The 23,277-nt window shown below is 56.2% G+C and carries 15 protein-coding genes; 11 read left to right on the top strand and 4 right to left on the bottom strand.

Annotation, left to right across the window (positions count from 1 at the left end; all coding sequences use genetic code 11):
* Nucleotides 1-53 precede the first annotated feature (53 nt).
* Complete coding sequence (locus M4951_RS14310) at nucleotides 54-3,884, top strand: hydantoinase B/oxoprolinase family protein (RefSeq protein WP_262022334.1); 3,831 nt, start codon at nucleotides 54-56, stop codon at nucleotides 3,882-3,884.
* 57 nt (nucleotides 3,885-3,941) lie between these two features.
* On the opposite strand, the gene M4951_RS14305 is transcribed toward M4951_RS14310, so the two are convergent.
* The 3 genes from M4951_RS14305 to M4951_RS14295 form a co-directional block, all read right to left on the bottom strand.
* Complete coding sequence (locus M4951_RS14305) at nucleotides 3,942-4,268, bottom strand: ArsR/SmtB family transcription factor (protein WP_262022333.1); 327 nt, start codon at nucleotides 4,266-4,268, stop codon at nucleotides 3,942-3,944.
* Nucleotides 4,269-4,386: 118 nt separating this feature from the next.
* Nucleotides 4,387-5,823 carry a sulfatase gene (locus tag M4951_RS14300; protein ID WP_262022332.1) on the bottom strand — a complete coding sequence of 479 codons (1,437 nt, stop codon included), beginning with the start codon at nucleotides 5,821-5,823 and terminating at the stop codon, nucleotides 4,387-4,389.
* Between the two features lie 1,284 nt (nucleotides 5,824-7,107).
* On the bottom strand, nucleotides 7,108-7,857 hold the full coding sequence (locus M4951_RS14295; protein ID WP_262022331.1) for a helix-turn-helix domain-containing protein: 750 nt from the start codon (nucleotides 7,855-7,857) through the stop codon (nucleotides 7,108-7,110).
* Nucleotides 7,858-7,996: 139 nt separating this feature from the next.
* Between M4951_RS14295 and M4951_RS14290 the strand changes: the two genes are divergently transcribed.
* From M4951_RS14290 to M4951_RS25650, 9 genes are all read left to right on the top strand, one after another.
* Nucleotides 7,997-11,074, top strand: a complete 3,078-nt coding sequence (locus M4951_RS14290) for a PSD1 and planctomycete cytochrome C domain-containing protein (protein WP_262022330.1) — start codon at nucleotides 7,997-7,999, stop codon at nucleotides 11,072-11,074.
* Between the two features lie 28 nt (nucleotides 11,075-11,102).
* Nucleotides 11,103-12,506 (top strand): DUF1501 domain-containing protein, encoded by a 1,404-nt coding sequence (locus M4951_RS14285; protein WP_262022329.1) that lies wholly within the window; start codon nucleotides 11,103-11,105, stop codon nucleotides 12,504-12,506.
* A 398-nt stretch (nucleotides 12,507-12,904) separates the two neighbouring features.
* On the top strand, nucleotides 12,905-13,885 hold the full coding sequence (locus M4951_RS14280) for a DUF1559 domain-containing protein (RefSeq protein ID WP_262022328.1): 981 nt from the start codon (nucleotides 12,905-12,907) through the stop codon (nucleotides 13,883-13,885).
* Nucleotides 13,886-13,906: 21 nt separating this feature from the next.
* Nucleotides 13,907-14,362 (top strand): carboxypeptidase-like regulatory domain-containing protein, encoded by a 456-nt coding sequence (locus M4951_RS14275; RefSeq protein ID WP_262022327.1) that lies wholly within the window; start codon nucleotides 13,907-13,909, stop codon nucleotides 14,360-14,362.
* A 28-nt stretch (nucleotides 14,363-14,390) separates the two neighbouring features.
* Nucleotides 14,391-15,392 carry a DUF1559 domain-containing protein gene (locus tag M4951_RS14270; protein WP_262022326.1) on the top strand — a complete coding sequence of 334 codons (1,002 nt, stop codon included), beginning with the start codon at nucleotides 14,391-14,393 and terminating at the stop codon, nucleotides 15,390-15,392.
* A gap of 45 nt (nucleotides 15,393-15,437) precedes the next feature.
* A complete protein-coding gene (locus M4951_RS14265) occupies nucleotides 15,438-16,988 on the top strand; it encodes a DUF1549 and DUF1553 domain-containing protein (RefSeq protein ID WP_262022325.1) in 1,551 nt (516 codons plus the stop codon).
* Between the two features lie 36 nt (nucleotides 16,989-17,024).
* On the top strand, nucleotides 17,025-18,314 hold the full coding sequence (locus tag M4951_RS14260; protein WP_262022324.1) for a DUF1501 domain-containing protein: 1,290 nt from the start codon (nucleotides 17,025-17,027) through the stop codon (nucleotides 18,312-18,314).
* A complete protein-coding gene (locus M4951_RS14255; protein ID WP_262022323.1) occupies nucleotides 18,311-19,858 on the top strand; it encodes a hypothetical protein in 1,548 nt (515 codons plus the stop codon). Before M4951_RS14260 ends, M4951_RS14255 begins: the two co-directional genes overlap by 4 nt.
* Nucleotides 19,859-19,969: 111 nt before the next feature.
* Nucleotides 19,970-20,188, top strand: coding sequence for a DUF1295 domain-containing protein (locus tag M4951_RS25650; RefSeq protein ID WP_410050435.1), 219 nt, complete (start codon nucleotides 19,970-19,972; stop codon nucleotides 20,186-20,188).
* Nucleotides 20,189-20,192: 4 nt separating this feature from the next.
* On the opposite strand, the gene M4951_RS14250 is transcribed toward M4951_RS25650, so the two are convergent.
* Nucleotides 20,193-22,793, bottom strand: a complete 2,601-nt coding sequence (locus M4951_RS14250) for an alpha/beta hydrolase-fold protein (protein ID WP_262022322.1) — start codon at nucleotides 22,791-22,793, stop codon at nucleotides 20,193-20,195.
* A 225-nt stretch (nucleotides 22,794-23,018) separates the two neighbouring features.
* On the opposite strand from M4951_RS14250, the gene M4951_RS14245 reads away from it, so the two are divergent.
* Nucleotides 23,019-23,261 (top strand): hypothetical protein, encoded by a 243-nt coding sequence (locus M4951_RS14245; protein ID WP_262022321.1) that lies wholly within the window; start codon nucleotides 23,019-23,021, stop codon nucleotides 23,259-23,261.
* The last annotated feature ends 16 nt before the right edge of the window (nucleotides 23,262-23,277 follow it).

Raw genomic sequence — 23,277 nt, 5'->3', positions numbered from 1 at the left:
GGGTGACGCTCGAGCAAACCGATAGCCGCCTTTGAGAAGTACTTCCCGCGAAAATGACTGACTTAAAGCGTACTGAATTTTGGATTGATGTTGGTGGGACGTTTACCGATTGTCTGATGCGCAGCAGCGGCGGAGAAACGCGCCGCATCAAAGTTCTTAGCTCTGGCAAGTTGCAAGGCACAGTCGGCGCCGGCAGCGAGGCCAGCGTTATTCTCGATGACGCGCGGCGAAACGGTCCGCCCAGCGTATGGCGCGGCTATCGCTTGAGCTTGCTTAGTGAGCAAGGAGAAACGATCGCGCAGCGCCGCGTCGTACGTTTTGATCCCTCACAAGGAAGTTTGACGCTCGATCGTCCATTGGACCAAGCGCCTTGTGTGGGGACGCTCTATTTGCTGGAGGGGGACGAAGCAGCGCCGTTGGTCGCGATTCGTCGCTTGTTGGGATTGGCCCGCGATCAAGCATTGCCGCCGATCGATGTTCGGTTAGGAACAACTCGCGGCACCAATGCGCTATTGACCCGGTCAGGCGTCGATGTCGGTTTGGTGACGACCGCCGGTTTGGGCGACATTCTAGAGATTGGCTATCAGAATCGACCGTACCTGTTTCAATTAGATATCCAAAAGTCGACATCACTTGTTCGCCGCGTTGTGGAAATCAAAGAGCGGCTTGATGCGGAAGGGAACGTCATTGTTCCGCTGGACGAAGCGGAAGTGGAGCGACAACTGCGCGAGCTGTTCGACGAAGGAATTCGCTCTTTGGCGATTTGTCTTTTGCATAGCTATCGCCAACCGATCCACGAGCGGCAAGTCGAAACAATCGCGCGGCGGATAGGCTTTGCGGACGTGAGCGTGTCGCACCAAACGGCGCCGCTGATCAAGTTGGTGGCGCGCGGCGATACAACGGTGGTTGACGCCTACTTGAATCCGGTGCTACGCGACTATGTCGCCGCCATTGAACGTGCGTTGGGCGACGGCAGCCGTTTAAGCTTGTTGACTTCGGCCGGCGGCTTGATCGCTGCTGAGCAGTTTTCGGGCAAAGATAGCATCTTGTCAGGGCCAGCTGGAGGCGTAGTCGGTTACGCGGCCGTCGCGCAGCAAGCTGGCTTTGCCCGTGCGATTGGCTTTGACATGGGGGGGACCAGCACCGACGTTTCCCGCTTTGACGGGGCGTTTGAACGTCAGTTTGAAACCGAGAAAGCCGGAGTTCGCATCGTCGCACCGATGATGGCGATCGAAACGGTCGCCGCAGGCGGCGGATCAATCTGCGATTTCGATGGAGTGAAGCTGGTGGTTGGTCCGGCCAGCGCCGGCGCTGATCCGGGGCCTGCGTGTTATGGATGCGGTGGTCCATTGACCGTGACCGATGTCAACTTGGCGCTCGGCAAGTTGCAAGGAGCGCAATTTCCGTTTCGGTTGGATGAAGCGGCGGTGAAGCGGCGCCTGGTGGAGATCGCGAAAAAAGTTGAAGCGGCGACTGGCCAACAGAAAACGACGCAGGAACTGGCGACCGGATTCTTGCAGATCGCCAACGCCAACATCGCCAAAGCGATTCGGACGATCTCGGTCGCCAAAGGTTACGATCCTCGCGCCTACGTGCTCGTTCCGTTTGGCGGTGCGGCGGGACAGCATGCGTGCGCCGTCGCCGAACAGCTGGGAATTTCCACCCTGTTATCCCATCCCGATGCTGGGATTCTGAGCGCCGTCGGAATTGGCGCTGCCGTGACCACGCGCTACGCCACACGCGGAATTTATCGCTTCCTCGAGCGGAGCGAAGCATTGCTCGAGGCCACCTTTGCCGAGTTGAAAGCGAACGCCGTTGAGCAAGTCGCTGCCGAAGGGGATCCAGAATCGCGGATCACCTGTCGCGAGGAAGTAGAACTGCGCTATCAGGGGCTGGAAGCGTCTTTATCTATCGCAGCACGACCGTTGGCCGATTTGGACGAACGCTATCATCAGACGCATCAGCAGCGATACGGCTATTGTCGTCGGAAGCAACCGATCGAAGTGGTCGCTGCACGCGTCGAAGCAAGTGGCCAGGATCGTGGAGACTTTCAAGCGAGCCAATCTGGCGAGCGCCAGCAAGTGGAGCCAGCAAGCTGGGCGAACGTTCGCTTTGCGGGACGCGATACGAAGACTCCGATTTTTCAGCGAGATCAGTTACGTTGCGGCGCCGTGATCGCTGGGCCAGCGCTGGTGTCGGAGTCGCTGGCCACCACGGTAATTGATCCAGGGTGGATGGCCGAAATGTTGAGCCGCGGCGAGCTGTTGATTCGCTGCAGTGAGGATGCTGTGGCGAAAGACGATGTGATCGCCCGTCCGACGGATGATGATGTCGCCGATCCGGTATTGCTCGAGATCATCAACAACCAGTTTGCTGCGATCGCTGAACAGATGGGCGTAGCGCTGCAAAACACGTCGGTCAGCGTCAATGTGAAAGAGCGGCTCGATTTCAGCTGCGCGATTTTTACCGGTGACGGAGATCTGATCGCCAACGCGCCTCACATTCCCGTTCACTTGGGGGCGATGGGGGAAACGGTCAAAGCGACGATCGCCTTCAACCCGCAGATGGCGCCGGGGGATGCGTTTGTGACCAATAACCCGTATCGCGGCGGTTCACACTTGCCCGACGTAACGGTCATTACGCCGGTCTATATGGGCGAAGCGAGTGAGCGGCCAAGTTTCTTCGCGGCAAGTCGCGCTCATCATGCGGAGATCGGCGGGATCGCCGCCGGCTCGATGCCGTCTGGCTCGAAGACCTTGGCCGACGAAGGAGTCTTGATCGATAATTTTCGCTTGATGCATGCTGGCGTCGCCGATTGGGAAGGTTTCGAGGCAATCTTACGTAAGGGAACATATCCGTCGCGAAATGTGCCAGATAATTTGTCCGACGTCGCGGCGCAATTGGCGGCGAATCAGCATGGGCGAATCGACTTAGAAGCAATGGTTGCAACGTATGGCCTGACATTGGTTGAGCGGTACGCCAGGCATATCCAGAACGCCGCCGCAACCAAGACCCGCGCGGCATTGTCACGTTTGCCGGATGGGCGGCATCGATTTGAAGATCATCTCGATGATGGTTCGCCGATTGCAGTGGAGATTGAGATTACCGGCTCTCAGGCGGTGGTTGATTTTGCCGGAACCGGGCCGGTGTTGCCGGGCAACTTGAACGCGAACCGCGCCATTGTGACCGCTGCAGTGATGTACTGCTTACGATCGCTCTTGAACGAAGAGATCCCGCTGAATCAAGGAGTGCTCGAACCGGTGGAGATTCGTTTGCCGCACTGCTTGTTGAATCCGCCGTTTCTCGGCACGCCCGAGAAATGTGCGGCCGTCGCGGGGGGAAATGTCGAAACTTCTCAGCGCGTGGTCGACGTGCTGCTAGGAGCTTTGCAGCTTGCAGCGGCTAGCCAAGGAACGATGAACAATTTTACCTTTGGTGACGCGACGTTCGGTTATTACGAAACGATCTGCGGAGGCGCCGGAGCGACGCCGCAAGCTGCCGGCGCTTCGGCGGTGCATACGCACATGACCAATACGCGGATGACCGATGTGGAAGTTTTCGAGCTGCGGTTTCCGGCCCGAATTCGGCGATTCTCGATTCGTCATGACAGCGGCGGAGCAGGGGAGCATCGCGGAGGAGATGGAGTCGAACGCGAGATTGAGTTTCTACGACCGTTGACTGGTTCGCTGCTAACGCAGCGCCGCGGCGACTATCCACCATATGGATTGGCGGGCGGTGAGCCCGGCAAAGTAGGGGAAAACCTGCTGCGCCGCGCCGACGGATCCGAAATTCGCCTACCGGCGATCGCTAGTTTTGAATTGGAACGGGGCGACGTGCTCGTGATCCGAACACCAGGCGGCGGCGGTTGGGGAAACAAAAAGTAGAATACGCTGAAGGACGCCAATATTCTTTTCGCGAACATGCAGTAACATGACGCCCGATTAGACGTCTTTCCGCAGATCAAATTTGCAGCAGCCGAAGTCGAGTGAGTTGGCCGCTTTGCTTTTGAGAAACGCTTGATTTAGATCGTAGTAGACAAACTTTCCTTCTTTGTGGGTCGTGACAATCTGGGCGTGATAGAGCACGCGCAGATGATGCGATGCGTTGGCGATTTCCAATTCCAATAGCAATGCGATATCGGTCACGCTCATCGGGCCTTGTTGCAAGACGCGAATGATCTGCAGTCGATACGGATCGGCCAATGCCTTCAGATAACTGGCGCAGACGTCCACGCCAGGAAAATCTGACGGTTCTTGATGTTGTGGCATGGCTCGACTGGCGGCTTCTGACGATCAAAGTGAGAAGTCGGCGATCCAAGCCGACTTCGAGAAATTGATTATCGGTCGCCCCATCGGTATTCACAAGGTGATTTGAATGAAACTGCGGCTACTGTGGATATTTCGCGGTCCCATCTTTTAGTTTTTGCAGCCGCTCGGCGATTGCGGCCTGGTACTTTTTCACGATTTGATTGTCCGGCTCGGGATATCGACCTTGGTCGTCGGTCTCTTCTTCCCAGGTGGTCAAAACCTGGCGAAGTTGGTTCGCTTCGGCTTGCAATTGCGGATCGTCGATTCGGTTCTTGGTTTCCCACGGATCGGTTTGCAGGTCGTAGAGTTCTTCTTGGGGTTTGCACGGCTGCATCAGATAGGCTTGCACGTCGTTCATTTTTCCCTCTTGGAACAACTGCCACAGCACGGGACGGATCGGACGCACCTTTTCTTCGTAGTCGTGCACTGTAAAGTAAGGAACTTCCGGCATGTCGTTACGAATGTACTTGTAACGTTTGCCGACGACCGCGCGAGATTTATCGTAAACCTCATCCCAGCGATCCCGGGCGGCGAAGACATAATCGCGCGGCTGGCTCTCGGTTTCCAAAAACGGTCGTCCTTCCATATAGCTGGGGACCTTGGCGCCGGCGGCGGCTAAGACTTCGGCGCTCATGTCGATCACGCTAACCAACGCATCGCTTTTCGTGCCGGGCTTGATCTTGCCGGGCCAGACGCAGATCGCAGGGATCCGAATACCGTCTTCAAACACAAAACCCTTGCCCCGAAAGACGCACCGTCCGTTGTCGCCGATAAAGAGGATCAGCGTGTTGTCGGCAATCCCTTCTTTTTCCAATCGCGCGACGATCTCTCCGACTTGCTGATCCGCTTTTTCGATTTGATCTAGATAGGTCGCCCAGTCTAGGCGAATCGCCGGATGATCCGGCAGATACGGAGGCAATTGAACCGCGGCGGGATCTACCGGATCGGTCGACGCCTGACGCGTCTTCTCCCACCAATTGCCGCGATGCGTTACGCCCAATTGGATGTGGGCGAAGAAGGGTTGCCCCGCTTGGCGATTGCGCCAATCGTTGCCGTCGAAGGCATCTTCTTTCTCGATCGTAAAATTAAAATCGGTCTTCTTGCCATAACCGCAGCCGATAGCGCAGTAATAGCCTTGTTCTTTTAGGTAGGCGGTGATCGGTCGGACCGGCGCCGGTAATTTGCCGATGCTGCTGCGATGGTGATGGGCGCCGATCGTTGTTTGATACATTCCGGTCATCATGGCCGAGCGATTGGTCGAACAAATCGGCGAAGTGCAGTAAGCGCGCTCCAGTTGCAGCCCACTCGCCGCCAGTTTGTCCAAATTTGGCGTCTGCAGCGCTGGCGTTCCATAGCAAGCCAAATCGGGACCAATGTCTTCGGCCATAATCCAAACGATGTTCGGTTTGGCGTTGGCTTCTTGAGCGAAAGTGGTCTCGACCAGGATCCCGCTAAAAAAGATAGCGCAAACAGAAATTGACGCGACGAGGAGACGAGCTCGATAGTTCAGGGGCATAGGGCAATCTCAAAGAACAAGATTTTGCGCCGTTCGACCGCAGCGCGAAGGGAGTGACTGTAACAGCGATCAAGAAGTCGTCGTGAGGTCACCTGCCATCGTAATCAGCGGCGCCATCCGAGGGAATCCGCTGGGCTACTTTGCTCTCGGCCACGGAACGAGCCGTATCGGTTCTCCCATCGTGGGAAAGCGGAACGCCCCAGCGCTGGTTGGACCGGACAGGACTCATTTATTGTCGAACGCCGTTTCCTTCTTGCTACGTTAATTTGGGGTGTTTAAACGTTGGTGCAGATCTATGGGACCAAAAGGTTGGACAGGACAGGATCCATTTTTTGCCGAACGTCGTTTCCTTCTCGCTGCGTTAATCTGGGTAGTTTCAGAGGTCGATACAGATCTGTTGGCTCCAAAAGGTTGGACAGGACAGGACCGCTCTGCTTTTTGTCCAACGAATCAAAACAGTCCAACACTAGAGCGGTTTTCAGCAAGCTGAACAAAGAGTCCCCTGTCGATACGTGCCGCGCAGCGCCGTCTTCACTTTCAAGCGTTGGAAAATCAAAATGGGGCAGCTAGCGGAAAACCGTCACACTAGCCCGCCAGCGCCAGCGAGGGAATAGAGTTGGCGACCCTAACACGGATTGAAGTGGCGAGCCGTATTCCCTCGCTGGCGCAGCGGGCTAGTGTTCTGTCACGCGACAATTTTCAGGCGCCATGTTTTTATTAGCCGTAGTGCGTTAGCACCGGTTTCTGATGAGAACTCATTTGCGAAAGACAATTGGTGACAGAAACCGCGGCTAACGCCGTGCGGCTGATTTCGTGGAAGCCGAAAATAGCGGTTTGACAGAACACTAGTGTGACGGTTTTCCGCTTGATTCAGACCCTGTTTTACCGTTCTGCTTCCGTGTTCAATACTTTCTGAATTGCCAAATAGCGCAACTTCAAACTGCGCAAGCCGAGGGATTACGGCTCCCCTTCCAAATAACGAAGGTGGCCTGCTTGGACCCGTTGTCGCCTTTCACTCCTGCGAAAGATGCGCAAGCAAGACGCTACTTTCGCGGGAGCGAACTGCATCTTATTTTGGGAATTGGACCACCAGATTGCTGTGTTTGGTTGCGAGCCTGGTAACCCCCAGATAGCGGTGCGTTGCTTCATGGTCTACGATTATATTCTAGAAAAATACGAAGACATTTGCAAGGATTTACTTCGAGATATCGAGCCAGCGCCTTGTTCGACGCTAGGTCGCGGCGCAATGTTGGTTCCGACCGTTTTACCCCTGTTCGTCTCCACCTAGCGAACATATTGCCGACGGTAGACTGCCGGGGTCAGCCCGGTTACTTCTCGGAATCGTTTGGTCAGGTGGCTTTGATCGGTGAAGCCGACAGCGGCGGCGATTTCGATCAGGCTGCGCGACGTGGTCGTCAACAATTTCTGCGCCGCTTGAATGCGCACCGTTTTCAGATAGTGCGTCGGCGTTACGCGCAACAATTCGCGAAAGCGGCGATTAAAGTGGGTCGGCGAGAGGCCAGTCAACTCGGCCATGTCGGCCATCGAAATCGACTCGGCGTAATGTTTCTCGATATAACGAGCGACCGCGAATAGCTCCTGCAGGTATTTCGCCAATTCGTCCTGTTGCTCGATCCGGTACATCGCACCGGCGATGCCGACAACTTCCGCCTGCATGTCGAAGAGCGGCGTCTTGGTGCAAACATACCATCGAGGAGTGCGACGTCGGTGCGGAACGAGCCAGATCTGCCCGGGAAGCGGTCGACGACTGGCCATGACGCGGCGATCTTCTTCGATATAGGCGTTGGCTAATAGCGGTGGATGAAAATCTCGATCGGTTTTGCCAATCGCTTCCGATTCGTCTTTCAAGTCATGATTGTCGAGAAAGAGTTGATTCACTTTGACGAATCGCCCCTGACGATCTTTGAGATAAAAATAGGTCTGGGGTAGTGAATCAAACAGCGCAATGACCGATTCCGCTTGCAGAGATTGGCGGAAAAACTCGGTCTGAAATGCTTGCGAATCGTGATTCATGATGGTCTAAACGTACCAAGAATGCGAGGCAAAGTTCAAGACTTGACGCTCGAATTCCTGTAAATTGGAAAAGTCGGAAAACTTCCGAACCTGCCTCTGCTCCCATCCTTCGTTTGCCCCGGTTTAGGCCATTCCTTCTATGATTCGCCCTACCGCCATCCTGTTGACACTCGCGTCTCTCAGCGGCGCCGCTGGGGCGGAGCCTGTTGAAGTCGATTTTCAACGTGATATTCGGCCGATCCTGTCCGAAAATTGCTTTCAATGTCATGGTCCTGATCCAGAGCATCGCGAGGCCGACTTGCGTCTGGATAACGCCGCTGGAGCTCATGCGTCGGCGATCGTCCCTGGCAATTTGATGGAGAGCGAATTTGTCGCGCGGATCACCTCCGCCGATCCTGAGATGTTGATGCCGCCGGTCGAAGCGGGGAAGTCGCTGACGCCGGAGCAGATAGAGTCGCTGAAGAACTGGATATCGCAAGGCGCGAAGTACGAAGGGCATTGGGCGTTTACTCCGCCGACACGTCCCGAAGTTCCACAGGTCGCTAATTCCTCGTGGGTGCGCAATCCGATTGATGCGTTTGTCTTGAACCGGTTGGAGCGTGAAGCAGAGCTGACTCCATCGCCCGAAGCGGAGAAAGCGATCTGGCTGCGACGGCTGAGTCTCGACCTGATCGGCCTGCCGCCGTCGATCGAAGAAGTCGATGCGTTTGTCGCTGATGCGAGTGCGGACGCCTACGACCGGCAGATCGAACGCTTGCTGGCGTCACGTCACTTTGGCGAACGCTGGGGACGCGATTGGTTGGATGCGGCGCGCTACGCTGATTCAGACGGGTACGAAAAAGATACTCCACGAGCAAGTTGGTTCTATCGCGACTGGGTCATTGGAGCGCTGAATCGCGACTTGCCGTATGACCAATTTATCGTTCAGCAGATCGCTGGCGATCTGGTTCCCAATCCAGACCAGGATAGTTTGGTCGCGACCGGTTTCTTGCGAAACTCGATGGTCAACGAAGAAGGGGGCGCCGATCCAGAGCAGTTTCGGATGGCGGCGATGTTCGATCGGATGGATGCGGTCGGCAAAGCGGTCTTGGGATTGACGGTGCAGTGCGCCCAGTGTCATACCCACAAATACGATCCGCTGTCGCAGCACGAATATTTTGGGATGTTTGCGTTTTTGAACAATACGCATGACGCGATCATCCCAGCGTACACCAACACCGAAGCGGAAAAGATCGGTGTGATTCGGCAAAAGATCGTCGCGATTGAGTCCGCTCTCCAGTCAGCGACGCCCAACTGGCGCAAGCAAATGGCGGAGTGGGAAACCGCCGCTCAAGCGTCCGCCGGCCAATGGGAAGTATTGGAGCCAGTCGACTTGCCGTTTGAAGGGCAAAAGTTTCGCGTGCTAGAGGACTACTCGATCCTGAGCGAAAGTTATGCGCCGCACAGTTCAAGTCCGCGGTTCGTCATGAAGACAACCGCCGCGCAGGAGATCACCGGGATTCGTTTAGAACTGTTGACGCATCCCCAACTGCCGCGCCGTGGACCAGGCCGATCATTGCGTGGGACGGCGGCGCTGACCGAGTTTACGGTCTATGCGGCGCCTGCGAGCGATCCCGGCAAGCGGACGAAGTTGAAATTGGTTTCGGCGACTGCGGACGTCAACCCGGCCAAAGCGCCGCAGCCGGACTATATCGTCAATATCAAAGCAAAAGGGGGAGACAAGCGAGTCACAGGACCGATTTCGTTTGCGCTCGATGGGGACAAGAGTACGGCTTGGACGACCGACAGCGATCCAGGTCGGCGAAATCAATCGCGCAAAGCGGTCTTCGTTTTGGAAAAGCCGGTTGGATTCGAAGAGGGAACGGTGATCACCGTTCAGCCGACCATGAATCACGGCGGTTGGAACAACAACGACAAGCACAATTGCTTGATGGGCCGATATCGTTTTTCGTTGACGACGGAAGCCAATCCAATCGCCGATCCGCTTCCTCAAGCGGTGCGTGAGACCTTGGCGATTTCCGCCGACCAAAGAACGCCAGCGCAAGAACAAGCATTGTTCGCCTATTGGAGAACGACCGTCGAGGAGTGGGCCGACGAAAATGCCCAGATCGAAGCGCTCTGGCAAAGTTTTCCCGAGGGTTCGTCACAACTGGTATTGGAAGAACGGCAGAAGCCGCGCACCACATCGCTGCTGCATCGCGGAGATTTCCTGAGTCCGACCGAAGTTGTGGAGCCAAGCGTGCCCGAGTTTCTGCATGATTTGCCCGCCGGCGATCCTCGATCACGACTGACGTTCGCCAAGTGGCTGGTGGATCGACGTTCGCCCACGACCGCTCGAGCGATCGTCAACCGGATCTGGCAATCGTACTTCGGTATCGGTCTGGTCGAAACGAGTGACGATCTGGGATCGCAAAGCACGCCGCCGTCGCATCGCCAACTGCTCGATTGGCTCGCGGTCGACCTGATGGAGCACGATTGGAGCTTGAAGCATATTCACCGCTTGATCGTCTCGTCGGCGGTTTATCGACAGTCCTCGGTCGTGACGGAAGCGAAGTACCGGCGCGATCCCTACAATCGCCTTTTGGCGCGGGGCCCGCGGTTTCGCGTTCATGCCGAGATCGTGCGCGACATTGGCTTGACGGCGAGCGGACTGTTAAACGACGAGATCGGCGGACCGCCGGTTTACCCGCCGGCGCCTGCTTTTCTGTTTGATCCGCCGGCCAGTTATGGTTACAAGACGTGGAACGTGGAGACCGACGCCGATCGTTATCGCCGCGGACTGTACGCATTCCGCTTTCGGAGCGTTCCCTTCCCGATGTTGGAGACGTTTGACGCCGAACCGGGGAACGTCTCGTGCGTTCGCCGCAATCGTTCGAACACGCCGCTGCAAGCGTTGACCTTGCTCAATGAACCGCTGGCGCAAGAGTGCGCCGCCGCGCTGGCGTTGCGAACGCAAAAGGAAGGGGGCGAGACCGACGCATCGCGTCTTGAATACGCGCTGCGCTGCTGCATCGCACGTGTGCCGACTGCGGATGAAATTGCGATGTTGCAAACGATGCTCGACAAGCAGCGTACTCGGCTCGCAGCGGGCGAACTGAACGCGCAGGAGATTGTGAAGTCCTCTGCCGTAGAGAGCGACGACATTCACGAACAGGCCGCTTTGACGCTGGTTGCCCGCGTTATCCTTTGCTTGGACGAAACGATCACCAAAGAATAATTCCACGCGAAGTGGAAAGGACCCGAAGATGACACCCAACGACATTTCACGCCGCTGGTTTCTCCGCGATTGCGGCGTTGGTCTGGGATCGATCGCACTGGCCGACATGTTGCGCGGCGAGTCTGCAGCGCAGCAGATAGATCCGATGGCGCCAAAGCAGCCTCATTTTGCGGGGAAAGCGAAGAACGTCATTTTCTTGTTCATGGCCGGCGCTCCTAGCCACTTGGAAATGTTCGACTACAAACCGCAGCTCGAAAAGTTCGACGGGTCATTGCCGCCCGCCGAGTTGCTAGATGGCTATCGCGCCGCGTTCATCAATCCCCATTCAAAACTGCTGGGGCCGAAGTTCAAGTTCGCCAAACATGGGAAGTGCGGCGCAGAGATTTCGGAGCTGCTTCCCCACACGGCGAAGATCGCCGACGATCTGACAATCATCAAGTCCATGAAGACCGACGCGTTTAATCACGCGCCGGCGCAAATCATGATGAACACCGGATCTCCTTTGTTTGGCAAGCCAAGCTTGGGGGCGTGGACGATGTACGGCTTGGGTTCTGAGTCTCGCAATCTGCCGGGCTTCGTCGTCTTTAGCTCGGGGAAAAAGGGACCGAGCGGCGGCTCCAGCAACTGGGGAAGCGGATATCTGCCGACGGTCTATCAAGGAGTGCAACTGCGCAGCGTTGGTGATCCTGTGCTCTATCTATCGAACCCGACGGGAATCGATCGGACGGTCCAGCGTGATTCGCTCGACACGATCAACCAATTGAATCAGCAACGTCTGGCCGCGACTGGTGATCCCGAAATCGCGACGCGGATCAACTCGTTCGAGATGGCGTATCGGATGCAGGCGAGCGGACCGGAACTGATGGATTTGTCTTCCGAACCCAAACATGTGTTGGACATGTATGGAGTCGATCCCGATCAACCGTCGTTCGCGAAAAACTGCCTGCTGGCGCGGCGTTTGGTGGAACGGGGAACTCGCTTTGTGCAACTCTTTCACGAGGCGTGGGACCAGCATGGCAATCTAAAGAAGGATCTGCAGGGAAACTGCCTGGCGACTGATCAGGCCTGCGCGGCGCTGGTGCAAGATCTAAAACAGCGGGGACTGTTGGAAGATACGCTCGTCATCTGGGGCGGCGAGTTTGGCCGCACGCCGATGGTTCAAGGAGGCGGCGACGATGGACGGGATCATCATCCCAACGCGTTCACCATGTGGATGGCCGGCGGAGGAGCGAAGGGGGGCGTTTCGTATGGCGAAACCGATGACTTTGGTTTCAATACGATCCAAGATGGGGTGCATGTTCGCGATCTGCACGCGACGATCTTGCATCTCTTGGGATTCGACCACAATCGGCTCTCGGTCAAGTTTCAAGGGCTGAACCAGAAACTAACCGGTGTTGAACCTGCTCGGATTGTGCATGACCTGATCGCGTAAGAATTCGCCGCGATTATCTTGTTGCTGTGTTGAACGAAGCGACATGCATGTCGAATGCGATGACTCTGTCGCATGCCGCGGCGCCGTCTTGTGGAAGTTGATTCCATCGCGGAATAGAAGTCGCGTCATTATGTTTCCGTTCGTATCGGAACACTTTCACCGCTAATCCTGCTTTTCTGCGATTGCTGCATCGCATGCGCTGGGCGCAACATTAACGTTCGTTAATTTTGCGTCGCTCGGTACGGGATATGCATTCCGCAACCGCATGGAACATCGTCCCGCCGAAAGCAGCGCAGGTCTTTTGACTCGACGGTTTTTGCAACCGTTTGGGGTTCTGTCGACCTTTCGACATGAAATGCTTGCAGCGACGAAATAGGGAACAAGGAGAAAGAAGCAAAGTGAAGACATCCCCTCGACGCGGATTTACGTTGGTGGAACTGTTGGTGGTCATCGCGATCATCGGCGTGTTAATCGGACTGCTGCTGCCGGCGGTGCAACAGGCCCGCGAAGCGGCGCGGCGATCGCAGTGCCTTAATAATTTGAAGCAGTTGGGACTTGGCTTTCACAACTATGTGAGTACGCATAATGGATTGCCTCCGCGTCGCTTTAAAGGGGTCGACTTGGGCTACACCGGCTGGGGCACGTTCCTGCTGCCGTACATCGAGCAACAGTCCGTTTACGACCAGTACAATTTTGCCTACGACTTTTACGATCCGGTCAACAAGCCAGCGGTGGAGACGAAGCTAGAAGCGTTTATTTGTCCATCGACGCCGCGTAGTCGCGACATCATCATCGCACGAGCAGCGACGGACAACTCGATCAATCCAGATAAGAGCACGGTATTTGAGGTCAAGGGTTGGATCGATTATCTAACGCCGAATGGATTTTCTAAGACGTCGGCTGGTTGGGGATTACAGGCGCCAACGCTGAACAATCAGCAACAAGCGATGACCGATTCATGGAGCGACGATGCGAATTACGCTCCGCGGCGGTTGGCCGACATTACGGATGGCCTGACCAATACACTGATCCTGAACGATACGGCTGGCTGGCCCGATCAATATCATGGCCGCAAAAATACCGGCGGCGATGTCAGCGTCAGCAATCGCGGATCGTGGGCTGGCTGGCAATCGTTCAGCTATATGGTGTATTCCAAAGATGGAACGATGGATTCTTATCACGACGCCGCATCCGGCGATTTGATCAGCTGCGCCGTGAACTGCAACAACTACAACCAGATTTACTCGTTTCATCCCGGCGGCGCCAATGTTTTGTATTGCGACGGATCTGTCCAGTTTATTGCAGAACAGTTAGATCCGATTAACTACGGTCGGATCATCGGAACGAACGACGGCGAAGTCATTACCTACGCGAATTGAATGTTTACAGAGCAGGTACGTATGCGTGTTTTCGAGTCGCCAGCGCTGCTGGGGTCCTTCTTTTTGATCGGAGTTTTGTCGCTGTTGGGCTGCGGTAAATCGGAGCCGCTGCCGGGGCCGCAGCCATATCCTGTGACTGGTACGGTGATGTACGCAGGGAAGCCGGCAGCTTCTTTTCGCGTAGTCTTTCATCCGGTAGAAAAATTTGAGGGGCCGCAGTTCGCACCATCTGCAATGACGGACGAACAGGGGAATTTCGCGTTGCACTCGTACTCGAAGGAAGAGCCGGACGGAGCGCCTGCTGGCGAATACGTCGTTACCTTTCAATGCCCCATGTACGTATCGACCGGCGATGACGATGAGCTTCCCTTGGAACGAGATCGCTTGAGAGGCAAATTCAACAATCCCCAAAAGTCAAAATGGAAAGCTCAGGTCGTTGAAGGCGAAAACGACCTGGAGACATTTGAGTTGAAATAATCAACCCGCAGAGAAAAGGTCTACTCGGATGAAATCAAAACAACGCTCCACTGCACTCCGTTTCGCAGCGGTTCTGCGAACCGGCTTTTCCTTGGTCGATTTGATCGTCGCTTGCAGTCTGATCGCGATTCTTGTCGCCATTTTCTTGCCGACGATTCAAGTCGCTACGGAAGAAGCGAATCTGAAGACCTGCACCAACCATATCCGGTTGTTGAGCAACAGTTTTCATGGATATGCCGACGCCCGCAAAGCGTTTCCGCCACGTCGAACGGGGTTTGGCGGCAAGATGGCGTATGGCGGTTGGGGGAGCCAGATCCTTCCCCATTTACAGCCGGCATTGAACGATCAATACGATCACGATTTCGACTTCTATGATCCCAAGAACAAAGAAGTTGTCGAAACGCAAGTAAGCGAGTTCCTGTGTCCCTCGGCGCCGCATGATCGCAAGATGACGATCAGCGCCAGCGCATCGGCCGGATCGCGCAATGCTGACCGGGCGACGGTGTTCACGGTCGACGCCGGCCCGAACGATTTTATTTCGTCGAACGGTTTGTTCATGCCTGACGCGGGATATGGCGCGAATTGGCCCTCGGAGTTGCGCGGCAACGATCATCAGTCGATGACCGACAATGATCCGTTGCCGTTTCGTCTGATCACCGACGGCATGACGAATACGTTTCTCATCATTGAAAAAGCCGGTTTGCCCGAAAGCTGGCGAGTCGGCAAGAAAACGTCAGATACGGCGCCGATCGGCGGCGAGAACTCCCGCGGATCTTGGGCAGGTTTCGGTTCGATCGCGTTTATGGTTTTTGATCGAGAAACTGGGACTGTTCGCGGCAAAGGAGATTCAAACGACTGCGCCGTGAACTGTAACAACTATTTCGGCATCTATGGATTTCATCCGCAAGGCGCCAACGTCTTGTTTTGCGACGGATCGGTCCGCTTTGTGACGCCGAAGCTGGATGGGCTGATCTATGGACGACTGACGACGCGCGACGATGGTCAAGCGATCGACCTAGCCGCGTTCTAGTTCGTTTTTTCGTTCATCTATTCCGTGAGAGAAATGATTTTACGCATGAATCAACGAAGCCTGACGACGACCGTGGCGCTGCTGATTGCCCTGGGAGGCGGGCTGCTGGTCATGGCCGATCCGCCGAGCGCGTCAGAACTGGCCAAGCGAATTGACCAGCATTTGTCCGCAGCGCAAGAATCGAGCCGCATTACGCCGACGATGATTTCTTCCGACGCCGAATTTCTCCGCCGCATCTACTTGGACTTGGCGGGACGCATTCCGACGGTTGCGGAGACCAACAAATTTTTACAGTCGGATGAAGAAGACAAACGAACGAAGTTGGCCCATCAGTTGGTCCATTCCGGCGCGCATGCGCGGCATATGGCCACCTTTTGGCGAAGAACCTGGATTCCGCAAGCCGACACGCCGGAATTTCGTGGGTTGAGCGAAGAGTTTGAAGTCTGGCTGACGATGCAGCTAACCAGCGGGCTGCACTATGACGAAATCGTTCGTCAGATGCTGACGGTCGGCGCTAGCGGCGATCAGGCGGAAGCGAATCGCGTCCTCCTTTCGACTCCAGAGAGTTTTCTATCGGCCAGTCAACGACAGCCCGAAAATCTGGCCGCCAATACGACGCGAGCATTTTTGGGGGTGAATCTCGACTGTGCTCAGTGCCACGATCATCCTTTCTCGCGCTGGACGCAAGAACAGTTTTGGGAAACGGCCGCGTTTTTCGCGCGCCCTAAATCAAGCGAAGCCGTCTCAACCAGCGATTTTGAGATTTCGATGCCGGAAACGGAGAAACAGGTCCAAGCGACGTTGTTCACCGGTGACGAAATCCCTTGGCCAACGCAGATGTACGGCGACAGCGGCCGTACGGCGCTGGCCGACTGGGTGACCCAGTCCGAAAATCCCTATTTTGCTCGCAATGCCGTCAATCGCGTATGGGCGAACTTTCTGGGAACGGGTTTGGTGGAGCCGCTGGACGATCTCTCGGAAGAAAATCCGCCGGTTCATCCCGAAATATTGGAAGAGTTGGCCAACGCCTTTGTCACCAGTGAGTTTGACTTGAAGTTGCTCACCGAAGCGATTGTCTTGACCGAAGCGTATCAGCGCTCGAGCCGGGTGTCAGTCGGTGAATCGGCGCAGGTCGATCCGACGCTTTATGCCCGGATGCCGGTTCGCGGTCTTAGCGGTGAACAGTTGTACGACAGCATCCGCACGGCGGCCGGTCTGCCGATCGAGCGGAACGATCTCGACCCGACGAAGGATCGCGACGCCCGCGAGCGTTTCACCACGAAGTTTTTCGTGGAAGACGCATCGCATGCCGAGCGTTCGATTTTGCAATCGCTTTCGCTGATGAATGGTGAAGCGACGCAAGAGATTGTTCAAGCGGATGAGAGCCCGTTGCTGCGGACGCTTGCTGATGCTCCGTTTTTGAACGACCAGGAAAAGGTACGCACCCTCTACATGGCGATGCTTTCGCGTGATCCTCGACCGGAAGAAGCGGAAACGTTCGCTCGCTACTTGGCCGCCGCGCCTGACAAAGGCGCCGCCCTGGGAGATCTGATGTGGGCGCTGCTCAACAGCGCCGAGTTTAACACCAACCACTAATCGCGATTTCTTTCGCTTCTTTGAAGGATAAACAAAATGGCAAGATCGCTGAAATTGTCGCGACGCGACTATCTACGCATGGCGGCGTTGGGTGTCGGATTTGGCGCTACTTCGGGCTGGCTGGAAGCGCTCGCACGCGAAGCCTCTGAGAGTGGGACGAAAAACAAAGCGGTGATCATGCTGTGGCTGAGCGGCGGGCCCGCGACGATTGATATGTGGGACCTCAAGCCTGGTAACGTCAACGGGGGCGAGTTTCAAGAAATTCAAACGGCGACCCCCGGCGTGCGAATCTCGGAACACATGCCGAAGCTCGCCGCCAATTCCAACGAGTTGGCGATCATTCGCTCAATGACCAGCAAGGAAGGGGATCACGGGCGCGCGACCCAATTTGTACAAACGGGTTACGTTCCACAAGGAGCGATCAAGTTTCCCAGCATCGGCGCACTTTGCGCGCATGAAATCGGGGATCGCGAGTCGGATCTGCCGAGCTTTGTCAGTATTTCTCCAGGCCGTCAACGCAGCTTGCTGGGAGGCGGGTTTTTGGGACCGGAATATTCGCCCCTGGTTATCGGTGGCCAGCGACGCGGCGAGCAAGACCTGATCGTCCCCGATCTCAGTCGAACGAAAGGAGTTTCTGACGAGACGCAGAACCAGCGGTTGGCGATGCTGTCGAATCTCGACAAGTCGTTCCACGCGGACCGACCGGATGCTGTGGTGAGTGCGTTGCATTCAGCGTCTCAAAAGGCGTTGCGATTGATGCGTCCCGAAGCGGCTTCTTCGTTCCGTTTGGATGACGAGCCTGTCGAGTTACGTGATCGTTATGGCCGGAATACCTTTGGACAAGGTTGTTTGATGGCGCGGCGTTTGGTGGAGCGAGGAATCTCATTCGTCGAAGTGACGCTGGGAGGCTGGGACACGCACAATGACAACTTTAGTCGCGTGAAGGAGCTTTCCACGACGCTCGATACCGGCTTTGCGGCGCTGCTGGAAGACTTGAAACAGCGCGGCATGCTGGAGTCGACGGTCGTGATGTGCCAGGGAGAGTTTGGACGAACTCCTCGAATCAACGGACGAAGCGGGCGAGATCATTGGCCGCAAACCTGGGCGACGGTGTTGGCGGGCGGCGGAATTCGGGGAGGTCAAGCGCTGGGCGCTACCAATGAGAACGGAACCGAAGTCATCGAACGACCGGTCGTCGTGCCTGACGTGATCGCGACCGTCTGTGAGACGATCGGCGTCAATCCTATGAAACAGAACATGTCCAATGTTGGGCGTCCAATTCGAATCGCCGACCCCGAAGCCATGCCGATTGAGGAACTACTATGATTCGCCTTCGATTGGCATTTTTTGTATTTGCGTTGGTCGGTGTGAATGCGTTTGCTGGCGGCTCGTCCGTTGCGGAAGATGCGATCGCATTGGATTTGGCCTTTGTCGACGTCAAACAGTTGATCCATGCACAGGTGGTCATTGATGCCGGCGGTCGCGACTATGATGCGATCTGGGACGCCAAGTTTCAAGCGATCGTAGATTATTGCGACCTGAACGAGGATCAGACGCTCAGCCAGAGCGAGTGTCGCAGGCTCCCTTCGGCGCGAGCGCTGCGCGAATCGGCGAGCAGCGGATTCGCGCCGGTGATCGGTGAACCGCCGGCATGGAACGATCTCGACAGCAATGCCGATGGACAAGCGACGGTCCAGGAACTCGCGACGTATTATCGAGACAACGGACTGGGATCGATTGTCTGTGGGATCGGCGTCGCCCCTTTTTCGAGCGAGCTAACCAGCAGCTTGCTGGAGCGCTTGGATCTGGATCAGAATGAACAAGTGACCGCAGCGGAGTGGTTGCAAGCCGAAAAGATTTTGCCGGCGCTCGATCAAAACGATGACGAACTGCTAGGCGCTGGCGAATTGGTCGCCGGAATTTTTTACCCCGGCGCTTCAGGCAATTTACTGTGCGGCGCACCGCGCGCAGAAGATCGTTCGCTTCCTGAGTCGCTCAAGAAGTTTCCGATTGTCGTCTTGCCGCGCGATTCCAAAGACGGCGTCTGGATGAAGAGGGTCGGTTCGCTCCTTTCGGCCGGCGGCGAATCCGCTTCCGTCGAGAAGCTGTCAGCATGGCGTTTGCAACCGGTTGATGCTCAGTGGCGCTTGTCGGTCTCGTCGGCCCCGGACGCTGCCTGGAAGATTCAAGCCGCCGATGCGGCTTCTGACGATTCTGACTTGATGCGCTGGAAGAGCGAGACCGGGTGGATCACCGTCCGGACCGAAGCAGGTCGTCTGAAAGAATATGGAGAAGGTATCCGCAAGAATGTCATCGATCGATTTGACGCGGCGAACAACGATAACGACGATCAACTGACGAAAGAAGAATGGTCGGCCGAACGGGGCGGATTTGGCGCATCCATGGTCCGCCTTCTGGACGCGAATGAGGACGAGATCGTGACTCGCGCTGAACTGGACGCTTGGCTCCAATTGCAACGTGAAATCGGCGCCAACCAGGTGATGATGACGGCGATTGACTGCGGCCCAGGGCTCTTTGAACTGCTAGACTTCGACCGCAACGGCGCTTTGTCACGACGCGAACTACGCAACGCTTGGAACCGAATCGAATCTGCTGGCGCCGCCGAATCAGGCATGATTCATCCCGATCGGCTACCGCGACAGATCTTGCTGACCTTTAGTCTGGGACAACCGACTTCTCCGCTGGGAAAGCTGGAGCGGAGTGGTCCCTCTTGGTTTCTTGCGATGGACCGCAACGGCGACGGAGACGTGTCGCGACGAGAATTTGTCGGACCGTCGACAGCGTTTGATCGCATGGATCGAAATCGGGATGACCTGGTCAGCCCTGGTGAAGTCCCCGACCAGAAATAGGACCAGCGAGTTCCCGATATCCGCACTATGCCTTGCTGGCGGCTATTTTGACTTCGGTTCTGTAACGCTTATTTTTTGGGCTTGCAGGGAATGGCGATGTAGGGCGTCTCACTGCCGCGGCAAGTTGGAATTGCCTGCTCCGATCAGCAGATCAGCAGATCAGCTGGCATTCGGTCGCCAACGATCGGTCCTCTCGTAATGTCGGTCTTCTTGATGAAAGTCTCAGGCGTTACGTTGCTCGAGAAGAAGCTCTCCTCGACCAAGCCGGGCTACCAGGAATATGTAGCCCGGACGAACGCTTTCTTTCCAGGACTTCCGCAGCGGAAGTAACCGGTTACTTCTTGGAGGCTACGGTCAGCTTGCGCTGATAGATTTTTTTGCCGTGTGCAATGTAGAGCGTGTTGAAATCGGGGCCGGCCAGCATGCAGGTTGTCAGCGGCTGGTCGTTGTCGACTTTCGGCAGAACTCCGCAGGGGCGGCAGGTCGGATCGAAGACTTGGACACCCAATGCGCTGGTCACGTAATAGCGGCCGGCTTTGTCAACGGCCATGCCGTCTCCTTTGGGGGAAGCCATGTACGGGGGCGGTTCATTGAAATGGAATTCTCCCTTGGGATCGACAGGTAGTCGCATCGGCATCGTTGGCGCTTTGGCGTCAAGGACTCCGCCGGCGTTAACGCGAAACGTCCAAGTGTGCGCTCCACCATAGTCGGAGACGGCCAAGGTGGCGCCGTCGTTGGTAAGCGCGATGCCGTTCGGCTTGTTAATCCCGGTGTCGACCGGAGTCACTGCGCCGGTCTTGGGATCGATTCGCGTCACCTGCTGCGCTTGCGTCTCGGTGATCAAGATAAAGCCGTCTTTGGTGACTGCCAAATCGTTGGGTTTGACCCCTTCGGCAACCGTCTTCACTTCGCCGCTCTTGACGTTGATCGAGATGACGCGATTTTTGGAGCCCTGACAAGCGTAAAGCAGCGAACCATCGGGGCTGAACTCCAAGCCGCTGACCGACTCTTTGGCGATCTCCGTCTTCGCGCCATCGGCGGCGCTGATGCGGATCACGGCCGGGGCCTTCATGTCGCAGTAGTAGAGATTGCCATCCTGATCGGCGCAAAGAGCATCGGCAAATCCCAGGTTATCGGCGACCAATTCCCAGCCTTCGCCAGGAACCAACAGGTCTAACAGCGTAAAGTCGCTGCCCAGATCGTCGGTGGTGTCGATCTGGGGGACGGAGGTTTCGGTGCGCCACAACCATTTCATCGCTTCGGGAAATTTGGATCCGCCGAAGTCCGAGTTATGCGCGTAACCTTCGGCCCAGTCAAAACGAGTATCGTAGCCCATGTACTTCAAAGCGGACGCCATTCGCTGATTGGCCCACGGCCAACTGCCGTAGGCGTTGTCGACGTCGCCGCTGGTGTCGGCCATGTAAACGCGAATCGGCTTCGGTTCGGTCTTGCGAATGAGCGCCGGATAGACGTTGCCGCCGCGCAAGTTGGTGAAACTGCCGACGCTGCTATAAACCTTGCGGAACAGGTCGGTCCGCTCCCATGCGGTGGTAAAGGCGCAGATGGCGCCGGAACTGGAACCGCCGATCGCGTGCAGGTTGGGATCGTCAGAAATGTTGTAATGCTTGCGAACCTCGGGCAGGATCTCTTCGGCCAGGAAGCGGGCATAGCGATCACCCAGGTTGTCGTATTCAAAACCGCGGTTAGAAAACTTACCCTTTTTGACCGGTTTCGTCTTATCTTGTCCAGGATTGAGGAAGACCGCGATCGTGGGAGGCATCTCGCCGCTGGCGATCAGATTGTCGAAAACCACCGGCACGCGCCAGCGACCGTTGACGTCGCGCATCTTCTCACCATCTTGAAACACCATCAGCGCGGCAGGTTCATCGGCTTTGTATTGAGCAGGCACATAGATCGACCAGTCTCGAATCGTGCCGGGAAATAGGTTCGATTCCCACGGTTCCATGACCTTAACCGTCCCCTTGGGAACGTCCGCGCGAGCAACCGCGTCGGGATGCGGTTCCCATTTCGGCTTGGTGTTGACGATGGGGATATTGGTCGATTCTGCGTTGTCATCCCACAACCACTTCAGCGCTTCCGGTAAGACTTCGCCGGCCCATTTGCCGCTATGTCCGCCGTCGGTCATCACCAATTTGTACGGGTACCCCGCAAATTGCAGCGCTGCCGCTAGATCTTGATTTCCTAGTGGCCAACTGCCGTGAAGGTTGCTCAAGTCGTCGACGCCATCCTGCAGGTAAACCTTCAGCGGTTTCGGTTTGTCTTTGGTCTTACGAACCAGGCCGGGATAAGCCCAGCCGCCGCGAATGTTGGTGTAGCTGCCGATGTTGCTCAACACTTTGCCAAACTGGTCCGGTTTTTCCCAGGCCGTCGTGAACGCACAGATTCCGCCGGATGAACCGCCGCAAACGGCGCGATCGGCCGGGTCCGTGGATACGTTCAATCCTTTCAGCGCAACGGGCAAGAATTCGTCGACCAGGAAGTTGGCGTATCGATCGCCCAGCGAATCGTACTCGAACGAGCGATTGCTGCGGGCCTTCCCGCCGGGGATGGTTGCGGGAATGGCGCCGGGATTGACGAAGACGGCGATGGTGACCGGCATCGCTTTCTGATGAATCAGATTGTCGAAGACGACGGGTACGCGATAGGCGCCCTTCGGGTTGGCGAAACCGCCGCCATCCATGAAGACCATCAGTGCGGCCGGTTGATCTGCTTGGTACTGCGCCGGAACGTAGACGCTGTAGTCGCGCACGGTTCCGGGGAAAATCTGGCTCTCTTTAAACTGCCCCGTGGTGATCTTCCCTTGGGGAACCCCTGGGTGGACGACACGATCTGGATGATCTTCCGCCGTGGCGACAGCGGCAAATAGCAGCAGAGCGGAACTGAGCAAGATCAAACGTCGAAAGGGGCGGTGCATGTAGGAACTCCGGACTACGAAATGGGGCACAAGGCAAGGCGCTGGGGATAGAGCGCACTCGTGAGCGGGGAGGCTCGCAAGGAATGAAAGTCGAGGGAAATCGGTCGCGTGATCTCCTAGTTTAGCTGAAGCGATTCTCCCTGGCGACCATTTGTTCATGAAGCGACGATTGTCGCCAAAAACTGCAAAATCGGCGCGAAACCATCTGGAAACCGAAAACGCCGCTTGCTGCGAAAAGATATCGAGCGACGTTATGAAAACTGGTTCCGAAATGGAGTCTTACAAAGGGAAGTAGTGATCGTGATCGCCGTAAAGACCGCAAGTTGTCAAACTTGCCCTCACAGCGACGGGAATCCGTTCGCAGACTTGTTGCTTGTGATTATCAACGGACAGCCGGCTGCGCCTTCGATTTTTCAGACGCTGGCTTCCAAGCTGGAAGATGAATTCGAGTTTATCTTCACGTCCTGAACTTCTCGATTGACGT

The sequence above is a fragment of the Blastopirellula sp. J2-11 genome, from assembly GCF_024584705.1.
GTDB lineage: Bacteria > Planctomycetota > Planctomycetia > Pirellulales > Pirellulaceae > Blastopirellula.
The sequence above is the reverse complement of the archived record's forward strand: the minus strand, read 5'-3'. Positions and strand labels throughout refer to the sequence as shown.

Excerpts from the sequence above, each read along its gene's own strand:
- M4951_RS14300 (WP_262022332.1), bottom strand. The coding sequence starts at position 5,823 with ATGCCCCTGAACTATCGAGCTCGTCTCCTCGTCGCGTCAATTTCTGTT.
- M4951_RS14305 (WP_262022333.1), bottom strand. The coding sequence starts at position 4,268 with ATGCCACAACATCAAGAACCGTCAGATTTTCCTGGCGTGGACGTCTGC.
- M4951_RS14260 (WP_262022324.1), top strand. The coding sequence starts at position 17,025 with ATGGCAAGATCGCTGAAATTGTCGCGACGCGACTATCTACGCATGGCG.
- M4951_RS14265 (WP_262022325.1), top strand. The coding sequence starts at position 15,438 with ATGAATCAACGAAGCCTGACGACGACCGTGGCGCTGCTGATTGCCCTG.
- M4951_RS14290 (WP_262022330.1), top strand. The coding sequence starts at position 7,997 with ATGATTCGCCCTACCGCCATCCTGTTGACACTCGCGTCTCTCAGCGGC.
- M4951_RS14270 (WP_262022326.1), top strand. The coding sequence starts at position 14,391 with ATGAAATCAAAACAACGCTCCACTGCACTCCGTTTCGCAGCGGTTCTG.
- M4951_RS14250 (WP_262022322.1), bottom strand. The coding sequence starts at position 22,793 with ATGCACCGCCCCTTTCGACGTTTGATCTTGCTCAGTTCCGCTCTGCTG.
- M4951_RS14275 (WP_262022327.1), top strand. The coding sequence starts at position 13,907 with ATGCGTGTTTTCGAGTCGCCAGCGCTGCTGGGGTCCTTCTTTTTGATC.
- M4951_RS14310 (WP_262022334.1), top strand. The coding sequence starts at position 54 with ATGACTGACTTAAAGCGTACTGAATTTTGGATTGATGTTGGTGGGACG.
- M4951_RS14255 (WP_262022323.1), top strand. The coding sequence starts at position 18,311 with ATGATTCGCCTTCGATTGGCATTTTTTGTATTTGCGTTGGTCGGTGTG.
- M4951_RS14295 (WP_262022331.1), bottom strand. The coding sequence starts at position 7,857 with ATGAATCACGATTCGCAAGCATTTCAGACCGAGTTTTTCCGCCAATCT.
- M4951_RS14285 (WP_262022329.1), top strand. The coding sequence starts at position 11,103 with ATGACACCCAACGACATTTCACGCCGCTGGTTTCTCCGCGATTGCGGC.